Source organism: Streptomyces sp. NPDC001135 (assembly GCF_053598395.1).
The window spans coordinates 113,815-129,614 of record NZ_JBSFKD010000002.1 but is presented as its reverse complement, the minus strand read 5'-3'; the positions used below and the strand labels follow the sequence as shown (position 1 = coordinate 129,614).

The 15,800-nt window shown below is 70.5% G+C and carries 14 protein-coding genes; 11 read left to right on the top strand and 3 right to left on the bottom strand.

Annotated features, from left to right (window positions below; genetic code table 11):
• Nucleotides 1-5 precede the first annotated feature (5 nt).
• Both ACWC94_RS03640 and ACWC94_RS03635 read right to left on the bottom strand, forming a co-directional pair.
• Nucleotides 6-1,163 (bottom strand): acyl-CoA dehydrogenase family protein, encoded by a 1,158-nt coding sequence (locus tag ACWC94_RS03640; protein WP_059415810.1) that lies wholly within the window; start codon nucleotides 1,161-1,163, stop codon nucleotides 6-8.
• A 169-nt stretch (nucleotides 1,164-1,332) separates the two neighbouring features.
• Nucleotides 1,333-1,929 (bottom strand): SACE_7040 family transcriptional regulator, encoded by a 597-nt coding sequence (locus tag ACWC94_RS03635; RefSeq protein ID WP_450794725.1) that lies wholly within the window; start codon nucleotides 1,927-1,929, stop codon nucleotides 1,333-1,335.
• Between the two features lie 109 nt (nucleotides 1,930-2,038).
• Between ACWC94_RS03635 and ACWC94_RS03630 the strand changes: the two genes are divergently transcribed.
• Genes ACWC94_RS03630 through ACWC94_RS03615 form a run of 4 tightly spaced genes read left to right on the top strand, consistent with a single transcriptional unit; the run spans nucleotide 2,039 to nucleotide 7,696 of the window.
• Complete coding sequence (locus tag ACWC94_RS03630) at nucleotides 2,039-3,655, top strand: carboxyl transferase domain-containing protein (RefSeq protein ID WP_450794724.1); 1,617 nt, start codon at nucleotides 2,039-2,041, stop codon at nucleotides 3,653-3,655.
• Nucleotides 3,656-3,666: 11 nt separating this feature from the next.
• Nucleotides 3,667-5,592, top strand: coding sequence for an acetyl/propionyl/methylcrotonyl-CoA carboxylase subunit alpha (locus ACWC94_RS03625; RefSeq protein WP_450794723.1), 1,926 nt, complete (start codon nucleotides 3,667-3,669; stop codon nucleotides 5,590-5,592).
• The gene (locus ACWC94_RS03620) at nucleotides 5,589-6,530 is read left to right on the top strand and encodes a hydroxymethylglutaryl-CoA lyase (RefSeq protein ID WP_450794722.1); all 942 of its coding nucleotides are present in this window, start codon (nucleotides 5,589-5,591) and stop codon (nucleotides 6,528-6,530) included. Before ACWC94_RS03625 ends, ACWC94_RS03620 begins: the two co-directional genes overlap by 4 nt.
• Nucleotides 6,531-6,535: 5 nt before the next feature.
• Nucleotides 6,536-7,696, top strand: coding sequence for an acyl-CoA dehydrogenase family protein (locus tag ACWC94_RS03615; protein WP_450794721.1), 1,161 nt, complete (start codon nucleotides 6,536-6,538; stop codon nucleotides 7,694-7,696).
• 26 nt (nucleotides 7,697-7,722) lie between these two features.
• Here the strand turns inward: ACWC94_RS03615 and ACWC94_RS03610 are convergent, their stop codons facing one another.
• Nucleotides 7,723-7,977, bottom strand: coding sequence for a helix-turn-helix domain-containing protein (locus ACWC94_RS03610; protein WP_450794720.1), 255 nt, complete (start codon nucleotides 7,975-7,977; stop codon nucleotides 7,723-7,725).
• Nucleotides 7,978-8,062: 85 nt separating this feature from the next.
• Here ACWC94_RS03610 and ACWC94_RS03605 point away from each other — a divergent pair, with 85 nt between their 5' ends.
• The 7 genes from ACWC94_RS03605 to ACWC94_RS03575 all read left to right on the top strand — a co-directional run bounded on the left by ACWC94_RS03605 (nucleotide 8,063) and on the right by ACWC94_RS03575 (nucleotide 15,797).
• Entirely contained in the window at nucleotides 8,063-9,109 is a 1,047-nt protein-coding gene (locus ACWC94_RS03605) for an ABC transporter substrate-binding protein (protein WP_450794719.1), read from the top strand.
• A gap of 50 nt (nucleotides 9,110-9,159) precedes the next feature.
• Nucleotides 9,160-10,002, top strand: coding sequence for a siderophore-interacting protein (locus ACWC94_RS03600; protein ID WP_450794718.1), 843 nt, complete (start codon nucleotides 9,160-9,162; stop codon nucleotides 10,000-10,002).
• 113 nt (nucleotides 10,003-10,115) lie between these two features.
• Entirely contained in the window at nucleotides 10,116-11,558 is a 1,443-nt protein-coding gene (gene desA, locus ACWC94_RS03595) for a lysine decarboxylase DesA (protein ID WP_450794717.1), read from the top strand.
• A complete protein-coding gene (locus ACWC94_RS03590) occupies nucleotides 11,542-12,831 on the top strand; it encodes a lysine N(6)-hydroxylase/L-ornithine N(5)-oxygenase family protein (protein ID WP_450794716.1) in 1,290 nt (429 codons plus the stop codon). The genes desA and ACWC94_RS03590 overlap by 17 nt, the downstream gene beginning before the upstream one ends.
• Nucleotides 12,828-13,358 carry a GNAT family N-acetyltransferase gene (locus ACWC94_RS03585; RefSeq protein WP_450794715.1) on the top strand — a complete coding sequence of 177 codons (531 nt, stop codon included), beginning with the start codon at nucleotides 12,828-12,830 and terminating at the stop codon, nucleotides 13,356-13,358. The genes ACWC94_RS03590 and ACWC94_RS03585 overlap by 4 nt, the downstream gene beginning before the upstream one ends.
• Entirely contained in the window at nucleotides 13,355-15,124 is a 1,770-nt protein-coding gene (locus tag ACWC94_RS03580; protein WP_450794714.1) for an IucA/IucC family protein, read from the top strand. Before ACWC94_RS03585 ends, ACWC94_RS03580 begins: the two co-directional genes overlap by 4 nt.
• A 40-nt stretch (nucleotides 15,125-15,164) precedes the next feature.
• A complete protein-coding gene (locus ACWC94_RS03575; protein WP_450794713.1) occupies nucleotides 15,165-15,797 on the top strand; it encodes a hypothetical protein in 633 nt (210 codons plus the stop codon).
• The last annotated feature ends 3 nt before the right edge of the window (nucleotides 15,798-15,800 follow it).

The following is a 15,800-nucleotide window of genomic DNA, read 5'->3' as shown; positions in this document are numbered from 1 at the left end:
GGCCCTTACAGGCCCATGTCCTTGGCGATGATCGACTTCATGATCTCGCTGGTGCCGCCGTAGATGCGGTTGACGCGGTTGTCCGCGTACAGGCGGGCGATCGGGTACTCGTTCATGTAGCCGTAGCCGCCGTGCAGCTGCAGGCAGCGGTCGATCACGCGGTGGGCGACCTCGGTGCAGAACAGCTTGGCGCTGGCGGCCTCGGCGGGGGTCAGCTCGCCGGCGTCGAGGGCCTCCGTGGCGCGGTCGGCGACGGCCTCGGCGGCGTCCACCTCGGCCTGGCAGGCGGCCAGCTCGAACTTGGTGTTCTGGAAGTGGGCGACCGGCTTGCCGAAGACGGTGCGCTCCTGGACGTACTGCTTGGCGAACCGGACGGCGGCCTTGGCCTGCGCGTAGGCGCCGAAGGCGATGCCCCAGCGCTCGGAGGCCAGGTTGTGGCCGAGGTAGTAGAAGCCCTTGTTCTCCTCGCCGAGCAGGTCCTCGACGGGGACCTTGACGTCGACGAAGGCCAGCTCGGCGGTGTCGGAGGTCTTCAGGCCCAGCTTGTCCAGCTTGCGGCCGACGGAGTAGCCCTCGGACTTGGTGTCGACGGCGAACAGGGAGATGCCGTGGCGGCGGTCCTCGGCGGTCGGTGCGGCGGTGCGGGCGCAGACGATCACACGGTCGGCGTGGACGCCGCCGGTGATGAAGGTCTTGGCGCCGTTGAGGACGTAGTGCGTGCCGTCCTCGGAGAGCTTGGCGGTGGACTTCATGCCCGCGAGGTCGGAGCCGGTGCCCGGCTCCGTCATCGCGATGGCCCACATCTCCTCGCCGGTGACGAACTTCGGCAGGTAGCGCTTCTTCTGCTCGTCGGTGGCGAGCATCTTGATGTACGGCAGGGCGAGCAGCACGTGCACGCCGGAGCCGCCGAACTGCACGCCCGCGCGGGCGGTCTCCTCGTAGAGGACGGCCTCGAACTTGTGGCTGTCCAGGCCCGCGCCGCCGAACTCCTCGGGGACGTTGATGCCGAAGATGCCCAGCTCGCCGAGCTTGTAGTAGAAGTCGCGCGGCGCCTGGCCGGCGGCGAACCACTCGTCGTAGACGGGGACGACCTCGGCCTCGATGAAGGCGCGCAGGGTCTCCCGGAACGCCTCGTGATCCTCGTTGAACACCGTACGGCGCACGCCGCCCACCTCCAGCTACCTGTCTAAGCGCTTGCTCAGACTCCAAGGTACTGGTGAGTATGTTCTGGCGTCCAGGGTGACCTTGGCCACGCGCCCGGGCCGGCACCCGGCCTCGCCGCAGCGGAGGAACCCGGGGGTGTCCGCGGTCCGGGGACCGGAGGGCACCGCGTCACCCCTCCCCCGCCGCGAACGCCCCCCGAGCCATCCGGTGCAGCAGCGCCGCCGTCGCCGCGCGCCCCGGCAGGGTCCCCGCCCGGCCCAGGTGCGGTGTGGAGTTCAGCAGACCGAAGACCGAGTGGACCGCCGAGCGGGCCGAGGGCTCCGACAGGCCCGGATACACCTCGCGGACCACCTCCACCCACAGCTCGACGTACTGCCGCTGGAGCTGGCGGACCAGCTTGCGGTCACTGTCCCGGAGGCGGTCCAGCTCGCGGTCGTGCAGGGTGATCAGGGGACGGTCGTCCAGCGCGAAGTCGATGTGGCCCTCGATGAGGGAGTCGAGGACCTCGGAGGCGCCCATCCGGCCGTCCGCCTCCGCCAGGCGCCGCTTGGCCCCGGTCAGCAGCTGGCCGCTGATGCCCACCAGCAGCTCGGCGAGCATCGCGTCCTTGCCCGGGAAGTGCCGGTACAGACCGGGGCCGCTGATACCGACCGCGGCGCCTATCTCGTCGACACCGACGCCGTGGAAGCCGCGCTCGGCGAAGAGCCGGGCGGCCTCCTTGAGGATCTGCTCGCGGCGGGTCGGGGCGTCGGTTCTGGTGACCATGCAGGCAATTCTAGACAGCGAGGTTAGCGGTCGTTAACCTGAAGGAGATGGTTAACGCTCATTAACTCGTTCGACCGACTGGTTCGATCACCGGTGAGGGGACCGCAGGATGCAGGAGGCACCGGAGCTCCGGAGCGCGGCAGATCCCGCGTCGGAGGCCTGGCGGGCCAATGAACAGGCTCATCTCGCGCTCGTCGAGGAGCTGCGCGGCAAGCTGGCCGCGGCGGCGCTCGGCGGCGGTGAGAAGGCGCGGGCCCGGCACACCGCGCGCGGCAAGCTGCTGCCGAGGGACAGGGTGGACACGCTGCTCGACCCCGGGTCGCCGTTCCTGGAGCTGGCTCCCCTCGCGGCCGACGGGATGTACGACGGCCAGGCCCCGGCGGCCGGGGTGATCGCCGGGATCGGCCGGGTCAGCGGACGTGAGTGCGTGATCGTCGCGAACGACGCCACGGTCAAGGGCGGCACGTACTACCCGATGACCGTGAAGAAGCACCTGCGCGCCCAGGAGGTGGCCCTCGACAACCGGCTGCCGTGCGTGTACCTGGTCGACTCCGGTGGCGCCTTCCTGCCGATGCAGGACGAGGTCTTCCCCGACCGGGACCACTTCGGGCGGATCTTCTACAACCAGGCCCGGATGTCCGGCGCCGGGATCCCGCAGATCGCGGCCGTCCTCGGCTCGTGCACGGCCGGCGGGGCGTACGTCCCGGCGATGAGCGACGAGGCCGTGATCGTCCGCAACCAGGGGACGATCTTCCTCGGCGGCCCGCCGCTCGTGAAGGCCGCCACCGGTGAGGTCGTCACGGCGGAGGAGCTGGGCGGCGGCGAGGTCCACTCCCGGGTCTCCGGGGTCACCGACCACCTCGCCGAGGACGACGCGCACGCCCTCAGGATCGTCCGGAACATCGTCGCCACGCTCCCGGCCCGGCGGTCCCTGCCCTGGGCGGTGCGGCCGACGGTCGAGCCGAAGGCGGATCCGTACGGGCTGTACGGCGCCGTCCCGGTCGACTCCCGCACCCCCTACGACGTCCGCGAGATCATCGCGCGCGTGGTCGACGGCTCCCGGTTCGCCGAGTTCAAGGCCGAGTTCGGGCAGACGCTCGTCACCGGCTTCGCGCACATCCACGGCCACCCGGTCGGCATCGTCGCCAACAACGGCATCCTCTTCTCCGAGTCCGCCCAGAAGGGCGCCCACTTCATCGAGCTGTGCGACCAGCGCGGAATCCCGCTGGTGTTCCTGCAGAACATCTCGGGGTTCATGGTCGGCAAGGACTACGAGGCGGGCGGCATCGCCAAGCACGGCGCCAAGATGGTGACGGCGGTGGCGTGCACGCGCGTACCGAAGCTGACCGTGGTGGTCGGCGGGTCGTACGGCGCGGGCAACTACTCGATGTGCGGCCGGGCCTACTCCCCCCGCTTCCTGTGGATGTGGCCCAACGCCAAGATCTCCGTCATGGGCGGCGAGCAGGCGGCGTCCGTCCTCGCCACGGTCAAGCGCGACCAGCTGGAAGCGCGCGGCGAGGAGTGGCCCGCCGAGGACGAGGAGGCCTTCAAGGCGCCGATCCGCGCGCAGTACGAGCGCCAGGGCAACGCCTACTACGCCACCGCCCGCCTCTGGGACGACGGCGTGATCGACCCGCTGGAAACCCGTCAGGTCCTCGGACTCGCCCTGACGGCCTGCGCCAACGCGCCTCTGGGAGAGCCCCAGTTCGGCGTCTTCCGGATGTGAGGAGGGGAACCGTGTTCGACACAGTGCTGGTCGCCAACCGGGGCGAGATCGCCGTACGCGTCATCCGTACGCTCCGCTCGCTGGGCGTGCGCTCGGTGGCGGTCTTCTCCGACGCCGACGCGGACGCGCGGCACGTCCGGGAGGCCGACACGGCGGTACGGATCGGGCCCGCGCCTGCCGCCGAGAGCTATCTGTCCATCGACCGCCTCCTGGACGCCGCCGCCCGCACCGGCGCCCAGGCCGTCCACCCCGGGTACGGCTTCCTCGCCGAGAACGCGGGCTTCGCGCGCGCCTGCGAGGAGGCGGGGCTCGTCTTCATCGGCCCGTCGGCGGACGCCATCGCGCTCATGGGCGACAAGATCCGCGCCAAGGAGACGGTGCAGGCCGCCGGGGTTCCGGTGGTGCCGGGAGGCCGGGACCCCGAGCTCGCCGAGGCCGCCCGCGCGCTGGGCGCGCCCGTGCTGCTCAAGCCCTCCGCCGGGGGCGGCGGCAAGGGCATGCGGCTGGTGCGGGACATGGCCGTGCTGGAGGAGGAGATCGCCGCCGCCCGCCGTGAGGCCCGCGCCTCCTTCGGCGACGACACCCTGCTGGTGGAGCGGTGGGTCGACCGGCCCCGGCACATCGAGATCCAGGTCCTGGCCGACGGCCACGGCAACGTCGTCCACCTCGGCGAGCGCGAGTGCTCGCTCCAGCGGCGGCACCAGAAGATCATCGAAGAGGCGCCGTCGGTCCTGCTGGACGAGCGGACCCGCGCGGCGATGGGCGAGGCGGCCGTGCAGGCGGCCCGGTCCTGCGGGTACCGGGGCGCGGGCACGGTGGAGTTCATCGTGCCGGGCGGGGACCCGACGCAGTACTACTTCATGGAGATGAACACCCGTCTCCAGGTGGAGCACCCGGTCACCGAGTTGGTGACCGGACTCGACCTGGTGGAGTGGCAGCTGCGGGTCGCCGCCGGGGAGCGGCTCGGCTTCGGGCAGGAGGACGTGCGGCTGACCGGGCACGCGGTGGAGGCCCGCATCTGCGCGGAGGACCCCGCACGCGGCTTCCTGCCCTCCGGTGGCACCGTCCTGCTCCTGGAGGAGCCGCAGGGCGACGGCGTGCGCACCGACTCCGGGCTCAGCGAGGGCACCGAGGTGGGCAGCCTGTACGACCCGATGGTGTCCAAGGTGATCGCCCACGGCCCCGACCGGGCGACGGCGCTCAGAAGGCTCCGGGTGGCACTGGCGGAGACGGTCACGCTGGGGGTGCAGACCAACGCGGGCTTCCTGCGCCGGCTGCTGGCGCATCCGGCGGTCGTGGCGGGCGAGTTGGACACGGGGCTCGTGGAGCGGGTGGTGGACGAGCTGGTCCCCGCCGACGTGCCGGAGGCGGTGTACGAGGCGGCGGCCGCCGTGCGCCTGGAGGCGCTGAAGCCCCGTGCGGAGGGCTGGACCGACCCGTTCTCGGTGCCGAGCGGATGGCGGCTCGGCGGCACCCCGAAGCCGCCCGCCTTCCACCTCCGGGTGCAGGAACCGGTGACGTACACCCCCCGGGGCACCCACACCGTCACCGACGACCGGGTGAGCGTCACCCTGGACGGCGTCCGCCACGCCTTCCACCGGGCCGGTGACTGGATCGGCCGGGACGGCGACACCTGGCACGTGCACGACCACGACCCGGTCGCCGCATCCCTCACCCGGTCCGGGCACGCGGGCGCGGACTCGCTGACCGCGCCCATGCCCGGGACGGTGACCGTCGTGAAGGTCGCGGTCGGCGATGAAGTGGCCGCGGGCCAGAGCCTGCTGGTGGTCGAGGCGATGAAGATGGAGCACGTCATCTCCGCCCCGCACGCCGGCACGGTCGCCGAGCTGGACGTGACGCCGGGCACGACGGTCGCCATGGACCAGGTGCTCGCCGTGATCGCACCACACGACGAGGAAGGGGAGGTGGCGGAGTGACCGCCGACGGACTGCCCATGGTCGTACCGGCCGCCGCCCTGCCCGCTCGGGTGCGGATCCACGAGGTCGGCGCGCGGGACGGGCTGCAGAACGAGAAGATGGCCGTACCGACGTCGGTGAAGGCGGAGTTCATCCGCCGCCTGGCCGACGCGGGCCTGACGACGATCGAGGCGACGAGTTTCGTGCACCCCAGGTGGGTGCCCCAGCTGGCCGACGCCGAGCACCTGTTCCGGCAGGTCGCCGATCTCGGTGTGGACCTGCCCGTCCTGGTGCCGAACCAGCGTGGCCTGGACCGTGCCCTCGCACTCGGCGCCCGCCGGATCGCGGTGTTCGCCAGCGCCACCGAGTCCTTCGCGAAGGCCAACCTCAACCGCACGCTGGACGAGTCGCTGGCCGTGTTCGAGCCGGTGGTCCGGCAGGCGAAGGACGCGGGCGCGCACGTACGCGGCTATGTCTCCATGTGCTTCGGCGACCCCTGGGAGGGGGCGGTCCCCCTCCACCAGGTGGCCCGTGTCTGCACGGCCCTCAGGGACATGGGCTGCGACGAGCTGAGCCTCGGCGACACGATCGGCGTGGCCACGCCGGGCCATGTGCTCGAACTGCTCAACCTGCTCAACGAGAAGGGCGTGCCGACCAACGTGATCGGCGTGCACTTCCACGACACCTACGGCCAGGCGCTCGCCAACACCTATGCGGCCCTGCAGCACGGGGTGACCACGATCGACGCCTCGGCCGGCGGGCTCGGCGGCTGCCCGTACGCCAAGTCCGCCACCGGCAACCTCGCCACCGAGGACCTCGTCTGGATGCTGCACGGCCTCGGCATCGAGACCGGCGTCGACCTCGGCCGTCTCACCGCCACCAGCGTGTGGATGGCCGCCCATCTGGACCGGCCCAGCCCGTCCCGTACCGTCCGCGCTCTCTCCCACAAGGACCAGTGATCAGCATGGACCACCGTCTCAGCCCCGAGCTGGAGGAACTCCGCCGTACGGTGGAGGAGTTCGCGCACGACGTGGTGGCGCCGAAGATCGGCGACTTCTACGAGCGGCACGAGTTCCCGTACGAGATCGTCCGCGAGATGGGCCGCATGGGCCTGTTCGGGCTGCCGTTCCCGGAGGAGTACGGCGGCATGGGCGGCGACTATCTGGCCCTCGGCATCGCCCTGGAGGAACTGGCCCGGGTGGACTCGTCGGTGGCGATCACCCTGGAGGCGGGCGTCTCCCTGGGCGCCATGCCGATCCATCTCTTCGGCACGGACGAGCAGAAGCGCGAGTGGCTGCCCCGCCTGTGCTCGGGCGAGATCCTCGGCGCGTTCGGCCTGACGGAACCGGACGGCGGCAGCGACGCAGGGGCGACCCGGACCACGGCCCGCCTGGACCCGGACACCGGCGAATGGGTGATCAACGGCACGAAGTGCTTCATCACCAACTCGGGCACGGACATCACGGGCCTGGTGACGGTGACCGCCGTGACCGGCCGCAAGCCGGACGGCAAACCGCAGATCTCGGCGATCATCGTCCCGTCCGGCACCCCGGGCTTCACGGTCGCCGCCCCCTACTCGAAGGTCGGCTGGAACGCCTCGGACACCCGCGAGCTGTCGTTCCAGGACGTGCGCGTCCCGGCCGCCAACCTCCTGGGCGAGGAGGGCCGCGGCTACGCCCAGTTCCTGCGCATCCTGGACGAGGGCCGCATCGCGATCGCGGCGCTGGCGACGGGCCTGGCGCAGGGCTGCGTCGACGAGTCGGTGAAGTACGCGAAGGAGCGCCACGCCTTCGGCAGGCCGATCGGCGCCAACCAGGCCATCCAGTTCAAGATCGCCGACATGGAGATGAAGGCCCACACGGCCCGCCTCGCCTGGCGCGACGCCGCTTCCCGCCTGGTCGCGGGCGAGCCCTTCAAGAAGGAGGCGGCCCTGGCCAAGCTCCACTCCTCCACCGTCGCCGTCGACAACGCCCGCGACGCCACCCAGATCCACGGCGGCTACGGCTTCATGAACGAGTACCCGGTGGCCCGCATGTGGCGCGACTCCAAGATCCTGGAGATCGGCGAGGGCACGAGCGAGGTGCAGCGGATGCTGGTCGCACGGGAGTTGGGGCTGGTGGGCTGAGGTACCCGTCCGAGGCTGCTGGGGGATCACGGCGGGCAGCGGGGCGTCACGCCCCGCTCCCGGTCGGTCCCCGCCCCGACGGCGTGGAAGACGTGCCGGGAGTGGTGACTGCGCGGGAGCAGCCCGGCACGGTGAAGGATCCGGAGACGGCAGGAGACGGTCGCACGGCTGAGGCGGAGCCGTCGGGCGAGTTCCCTCGTGGTGCGGGGATGGCCGGCAACGCGGCATCCAGGCGGACGACTTGCTCCACCGCGTGCGTCTCCGCGTGCGGACCGCCCCACCCCCTGGACATCGACTGAGGTTAGGCTAACCTACCTTCGAACCTGTCCGGCGGGCGCTTCGCCCCGTTCGAAAGCAGTCATACCCATGCCCCACGCCCGTGCCACCCATCTCACTCGCCGCGGCCTCCTCGCCGCGGGCGGCGCCGTCGGACTGGCCGCCGCGGTCACCGCCTGCGGGGACGGCAGGGGCAAGGACAGTGGCGGGGGCAGCGGGTCGAAGGCGGCCACGTCCGGCCCCTGGTCCTTCAAGGACGACCGCGGCACGGCCGTGAAGCGCGACAGGGTCCCCGCGAACATCGTGGCCTTCACCGGCGTCGGCGCCGCGCTCCACGACTACGGCGTCCAGGTCAAGGGCGTCTTCGGCCCGACGACGACCAAGGACGGCAAGGCCGATGTCCAGGCCGGCGACATGGACGTCAGCAAGGTGACGGTCCTCGGCAACACCTTCGGCCAGTTCAACATCGAGAAGTACGCCTCGCTCGCGCCCGACGTGCTGGTCTCCACGATGTTCGACGACGCCGGCACGCTCTGGTACGTCCCCGAGGAGTCGACGAAGAAGATCGCCCAGCTGGCCCCCAGCGTGGGCATCTCCGTCTACGACCGTCAGCTCACCGGGCCGCTGCAGCGCATGTGGGACCTGGCCGAGTCGCTCGGCGCCGACATGAAGGCCGCGAAGGTCACCGACGCCAGGAAGCGGTTCGAGGCCGCCGCCGCCCGGCTGCGCGCCGCCGCCAAGGCCAGGCCCGGCATCAAGGTGATGGCCGGCAGCGCGAGCGACCAGCTGTTCTACGTCTCCGGCACCAACCTGTCCGTGGACCTGGAGTACTTCAAGGCGCTCGGCGTGAACTTCGTGGAGCCGCCGGAGAGCGCCAAGAAGCAGGGCGGTGGCTGGTACGAGTCGTTGAGCTGGGAGAACGTCGACAAGTACCAGGCCGACATCATCATGATGGACGACCGGTCCTCGACGATCCAGCCCGCCGACATCACCAAGCCGACCTGGAAGAAGCTGCCCGCGGTGAAGGCCGGGCAGGTCATCGCCCGCTCCCCCGAGCCGATCCTGTCGTACGACAAGTGCGTGCCGCTGCTGACGAACCTGGCGGAGGCCCTGGAGAAGGCGAAGAAGGTCAGCTGACCCGGGCACACCCCTGACACAGCCCTGAACCCCACCCTCAGGAGCCACCCATGACGACGGCCGTAGCCGCCCCGTTCCGCTTCTTTTCCCTGCAGGTCGTACGGACGAGGCGGCTGGGGCCGTCGCTCGTCCGCGTCACCCTCGGCGGAGCAGATCTGCACGCCTTCCACTCCCTCGGACGCGACCAGTCCCTGTCCCTCTTCCTGCCGCACCCGGGCCAGACCGAGCCCGTGGTCCCGCTGGACCTGGGGGACGGCTGGTGGCAGGGGTGGCGGGAACTGCCGGACGACGTACGGGCCGTGATGCGCTCGTACACGCTCCGGGCCCTCAGGCGCGACCCGGACGAGATGGACATCGACTTCGCCCTGCACGGCATCGAGCCCGGCGCACCCACCCCGGCCGGACCCGCCTCCCGCTGGGCCTCCCGGGCGAGTGCCGGTGACCGGGTGCTGCTGCTCGGGCCGGCCGTCGCCGACAACCGCGCGATCCGCTTCCGCCCGCCCGAGGACACCGACCTCGTCGTCCTGTGGGGCGACGAGACCGCCGTACCGGCCGCGACCGCGATCCTCGAATCCCTCCCCTCCGGCACCCGCGCCCGCGCCTGGCTGGAGGTGCCACACGCCGGGGACATCCAGGACGTGCGCACGGAGGCGGACGCGGAGATCACGTGGCTCGTACGGCACGACGGGTCCCCCACGGCCGTCGATGCCGTACGAGCCGCCCGACTGCCCGCCGCCGAGCGGCCGTACGTGTGGATCGCCGGTGAGTCGGGGCAGGTCAAGGCGCTGCGGCGGCACTTCGTCGGCGAACGTGGCGTGGACCGGGGGCGGGTGACCTTCGTCGGGTACTGGCGGCAGGGGATGACCGAGGAACAGCTGCGGGTCGCCGGGTAACTCCCCCTGGAGTGACCCCGGTCACGGGTCCGGCATGCCTTGATCCAAATAACTTAGGTTAGGCTAACCTAAGTTAAATCCCCGCACGGATTGTCCCCTCGGAGGACCCCCACATGCGCTCGCACCTGCTCAATGGCCTCACCGCGGAGCACTACCGCAGCTCCGTGACCGAAGGAGTCGAGCGGGTGGCGGCCAAACTCGCCACCACCGACCGTCCGTTCACCGGTGTCACCGTGGACACCCTCTCCCCCCGGATCGACGCCATCGACCTCGACCGGCCACTCGGCGACACCACCGCCGTCCTCGACGAACTGGAGGACGTCTACCTCCGGGACGCCGTGTACTTCCACCACCCCCGCTACCTCGCCCATCTCAACTGCCCCGTGGTCATCCCGGCGGTGCTCGGCGAGGCCGTCCTCTCCGCGGTCAACTCCTCCCTCGACACCTGGGACCAGTCGGCCGGCGGCACCCTCATCGAGCGCAAGCTCATCGACTGGACCGCCGAGCGCATCGGCCTCGGCCCCGCCGCCGACGGTGTGTTCACCTCCGGGGGCACCCAGTCCAACCTCCAGGCGCTGCTGCTGGCGAGGGAGGAGACCAAGACCGACGCCCTGGCCGACCTGCGGGTCTTCGCCTCCGAGGTCAGCCACTTCAGCGTGCAGAAGTCCGCGAAACTCCTCGGCCTGGGCCCGGACTCCGTCGTCGCCGTCCCCGTCGACCGCGACAAGCGGATGCAGACCGTCGCCCTCGCCCACGAGCTGGAGCGCTGCCGGCGCGACGGGCTGGCGCCGATGGCGGTCGTCGCCACCGCCGGCACCACCGACTTCGGCTCCGTCGACCCGCTCCCGGAGATCGCCGGACTGTGCGCCCAGTACGCCGTGTGGATGCACGTCGACGCGGCCTACGGCTGCGGGCTGCTCGCCTCCCTGAAGTACCGGCACCGTATCGACGGCATCGAGCGCGCCGACTCGGTCACCGTCGACTACCACAAGTCCTTCTTCCAGCCGGTGAGTTCGTCCGCCGTCCTGGTCAGGGACGCGGCCACCCTGCGGCACGCCACCTACCACGCCGACTACCTCAACCCCCGCCGTATGGTGCAGGAACGTATCCCCAACCAGGTGGACAAGTCCCTGCAGACCACCCGCCGCTTCGACGCCCTGAAACTGTGGATGACCCTGCGGGTGATGGGCGCCGACGGCATCGGTGAACTCTTCGACGAGGTCTGCGACCTCGCCGCCGAGGGCTGGCGGCTGCTCGCCGCCGACCCCCGCTACGACGTCGTCGTCGAGCCCTCCCTGTCCACCCTGGTCTTCCGCTACATCCCGGCGGCCGTCACCGACCCGGCCGAGATCGACCGCGCCAACCTCTACGCCCGCAAGGCCCTGTTCGCCTCCGGCGACGCCGTGGTCGCGGGCACCAAGGTCGCCGGCCGCCACTACCTGAAGTTCACCCTGCTCAACCCCGAGACACGGGCGGCCGACATCGCCGCCGTCCTCGACCTGATCGCCGGCCACGCCGAGCAGTACCTGGGAGAGTCCCTTGACCGCGCGTCCTGAAGCCCTGGACACCACCTATGACTTCGTGGGGATCGGGCTCGGCCCCTTCAACCTCGGCCTCGCCTGCCTCACCGAACCGATCACCGGTCTGCACGGCGTCTTCCTGGACTCCAAGCCGGACTTCGAGTGGCACGCCGGAATGTTCCTGGACGGCGCCCACCTGCAGACCCCGTTCATGTCGGACCTGGTCACCCTCGCCGACCCGACCTCGCCGTACTCCTTCCTCAACTACCTGAAGGAGAAGGGCAGACTGTACTCGTTCTACATCCGCGAGAACTTCTATCCGCTGCGGGCCGAGTACAACGACTACTGCCGCTGGGCGGCGAACAAGCTCAGCAGCGTCCGGTTCAACACGACCGTCACCGAGGTGGCCTACGAGGACGAGCTGTACGTCGTCCGCACCGACTCCGGCGCCGTCTACCGCGCCCGGCACCTGGTCCTCGGCACCGGCACGGTCCCCTACGTACCGCCGGCCTGCCAGGGGCTCGGCGGGGACGCCGTCCTGCACAACGCCCAGTACATGCACCGCAAGGCGGAGCTGCAGGCGAAGAAGTCCATCACGATCGTCGGCAGCGGCCAGAGCGCGGCCGAGATCTACCACGAGCTGCTCGCCGAGATCGACGTCCACGGCTACCAGCTCAACTGGGTCACCCGCTCCCCCCGGTTCTTCCCGCTGGAGTACACCAAACTGACCCTGGAGATGACCTCCCCGGACTACATCGACTACTTCCGCGCCCTTCCCGAGGAGACCCGCTACCGGCTGGAGAAGCAGCAGAAAGGCCTGTTCAAGGGCATCAACTCGGATCTGATCGACTCGATCTTCGACTTGCTCTACCAGAAGAACGCCGTCAGCGGCGACCGTCCGGTCCCCACCCGCCTCCTCACCAACTCCAGCCTCACGAGCGCCCGTTACGACGACGGCGCCTACACCCTCGGCTTCCACCAGGACGAGCAGGACAAGGACTTCGAGATCCGCACGGAGGGCCTGCTGCTGGCCACCGGCTACCACTACGAGCCCCCCGCCTTCCTCACCCCGGTCCGGGACCGCCTCCGCTTCGACGGCCACGGCCGCTTCGACGTCGCCCGCAACTACGCCATCGACGTCACCGGCCGCGGCGTGTTCCTGCAGAACGCCGGTGTCCACACCCACAGCATCACCAGCCCCGACCTGGGCATGGGTGCCTACCGCAACGCGTACATCATCCGCGAACTGCTCGGCACGGAGTACTACCCGGTCGAGAAGACCATCGCGTTCCAGGAGTTCGCAGTATGACTTTCACTTTCCGAACGGTCGATCCGCTGAAGGACGGCGAACTCCTGCACTCCTGGGTCACCCACCCCAAGGCGTCCTTCTGGATGATGCAGGACGCGAAACTGGAGGACGTCGAGCGGGCCTACATGGAGATCGCGGCGGACGATCACCACCACGCACTGCTCGGGCTGCGGGGCGGCGCACCCGCCTTCCTCATGGAGAAGTACGACCCCGCGCACCGCGAGCTGGCCGGCCTGTACGAGGCACGGCCCGGGGACATCGGCATGCACTTCCTCACCCCGGCGACCGACACGCCCGTCCACGGATTCACCAGGTCCGTCATCACCGCGGTCATGACCCACCTCTTCGAGGACCCGGCGGTCAAGCGCGTCGTGGTCGAACCCGACGTCCGCAACACGGCCGTACACGCGTTGAACGAAGCCGTCGGGTTCGTGCCCGACCGGGCGATCCGGAAGCCGGAGAAGGAGGCGCTGCTGAGCTTCTGCACACGCGAGCAGTTCGTCGCCGCGACGGGGGTGGCCCGATGACCCTCGCCGACGCCGTGGCCCACCTCTCCCCCGAGCGCTGGGAGACCGCCAACCGGCTGCTGATCCGCAAGGCTGTCGCCGAGTTCGCGCACGAGCGCCTGATCACGCCCGCCCAGGAGGGCGACGGCTATGTCGTCCGCAGCGACGACGGCCTGACCTCCTACCGCTTCTCCGCCGTCCGGCGCGCCCTCGACCACTGGCAGGTCGACGCGGAGTCCCTCACCCGGCACCGCGACGGCGGTGAACTCCCGTTGGCCGCCCTGGACTTCTTCATCGAGTTGAAGGAGTCCCTGGGGCTGAGCGACGAGATCCTGCCGGTCTACCTGGAGGAGATCTCCTCGACCCTCTCCGGCACCTGCTACAAGCTCACCAAACCCCCCATCACCTCCGCCGAGCTGGCGGGCAGCGGGTTCCAGGCGATCGAGACCGGGATGACCGAGGGGCACCCCTGCTTCGTCGCGAACAACGGCCGGCTCGGGTTCGGCATCCACGAGTACCTCTCCTACGCCCCCGAGACCGCGAGCCCCGTCCGGCTGGTGTGGCTGGCCGCGCACCGCTCGCGGGCCGCGTTCACGGCGGGCGCCGGCATCGCGTACGAGGACTTCGTCCGGCAGGAGCTGGGGACGGAGACGCTCGACCGGTTCCACGGCCGGCTCACCGCCCAGGGCCTCGACCCCGCCGACTACCTCCTCATCCCCGTCCACCCCTGGCAGTGGTGGAACAAGCTGTCCGTCACCTTCGCCGCCGAGGTGGCCCGCCGGCACCTGGTCTGCCTCGGCGAGGGCGACGACGAGTACCTGGCCCAGCAGTCCATCCGGACCTTCTTCAACACCTCGCACCCGGAGAAGCACTACGTCAAGACAGCCCTGTCCGTCCTCAACATGGGCTTCATGCGCGGCCTGTCCGCCGCCTACATGGAGGCCACGCCCGCCATCAACGACTGGCTGGCCCAGCTGATCGAGGACGACCCGGTGCTGAAGTCGACGGGCCTGTCGATCATCCGGGAACGCGCGGCGGTCGGCTACCGCCACCTGGAGTACGAACAGGCCACCGACCGCCACTCCCCCTACCGCAAGATGCTGGCCGCACTGTGGCGGGAGAGCCCGGTGCCCTCGCTCCAGGACGGCGAGTCCCTGGCCACCATGGCCTCCCTGCTGCACGTGGACCACACCGGCGCCTCCTTCGCGGGCGCCCTGATCACCCGCTCGGGCCTCACCCCGACGGAGTGGCTGCGCCGCTACCTCCGCGCCTACTACACCCCGCTCCTGCACAGCTTCTACGCCTACGACCTCGTCTTCATGCCGCACGGCGAGAACGTGATCCTGGTGCTGGAGGACGGGGTGGTACAGCGGGCGGTCTACAAGGACATCGCCGAGGAGATAGTGGTGATGGACCCGGACGCGGTCCTGCCGCCGGACGTCCAGCGGATCCGCGCCGAGGTCCCGGACGACAAGAAGCTGCTGTCGGTCTTCACGGACGTCTTCGACTGCTTCTTCCGCTTCCTCGCCGCCGACCTGGCCGCCGAGGGAATCCTGGAGGAGGACGCCTTCTGGGGCACGGTCGCCGAGATCACCCACGAGTACCAGGACGCGAACCCCGAACTGGCCGACAGATTCCGCCAGTACGACATGTTCACCCCGGAGTTCGCCCTGTCCTGCCTCAACCGCCTCCAGCTGCGCAACAACAAGCAGATGGTGGACCTGACCGACCCCTCGGGCGCCCTCCAGCTCATCGGCACCCTGAAGAACCCGATCGCCGGCCTCTGAGCGTGGCTTGGTGCCCCCGCGCACCGGGTATCACAGGCACATGCGGGCATGGCGGGCGGCCGGGTGGACGGGGCCCTGGTGGGAGGCCTTCGTACTGGGCGTGGTGAGGCGGGTGCAGGCGAGGGCCGATCCGCAGCCGTGGTGGATGCCCCGGCGCGTGCTGACCGTGGTGTCGGCCGATGTCGACGCCGCCTCCGCAGTCGCGGCGGTCTGGATGCTGTGGCGTCCGAAGTCACGGCGGACGCGCGAGCACACCGAGTTGCTGGAGTGGTACGACGAGCGGTGGCAGTACCTGGGAGGCGGCTGGGGCGACGGAGACGGAGACGACGACGGTGCGGACGTCGATGTGCTCGACGTCCGCACCGCCGCGGGCTCCCTCAGCCTCACCCGCCGCCTCGGCCCTCCTGGCTCCCTCACCGCAGCCCCGTGGATCGGTTGCGGCATCGTGCGCCTCGGGCCGGACGTGGGTCATGTCCTCATCGGTGCCCGCCGGATCGAGGCTCCCGAGCGGCGCGGGCTCATCGCTGTCTGGACGTCTCCCCGCACCGGCACCGGCCACGGGACCCGTCCCGTCATCGCGGCCCTGGCCGCCGACGGCACCGAACTCTCCCGCATCGGCCCCCATGACGGCCTGGACAGCCACACCCGGGCGCGGCTGAGAGACGAGCTGTAGCCC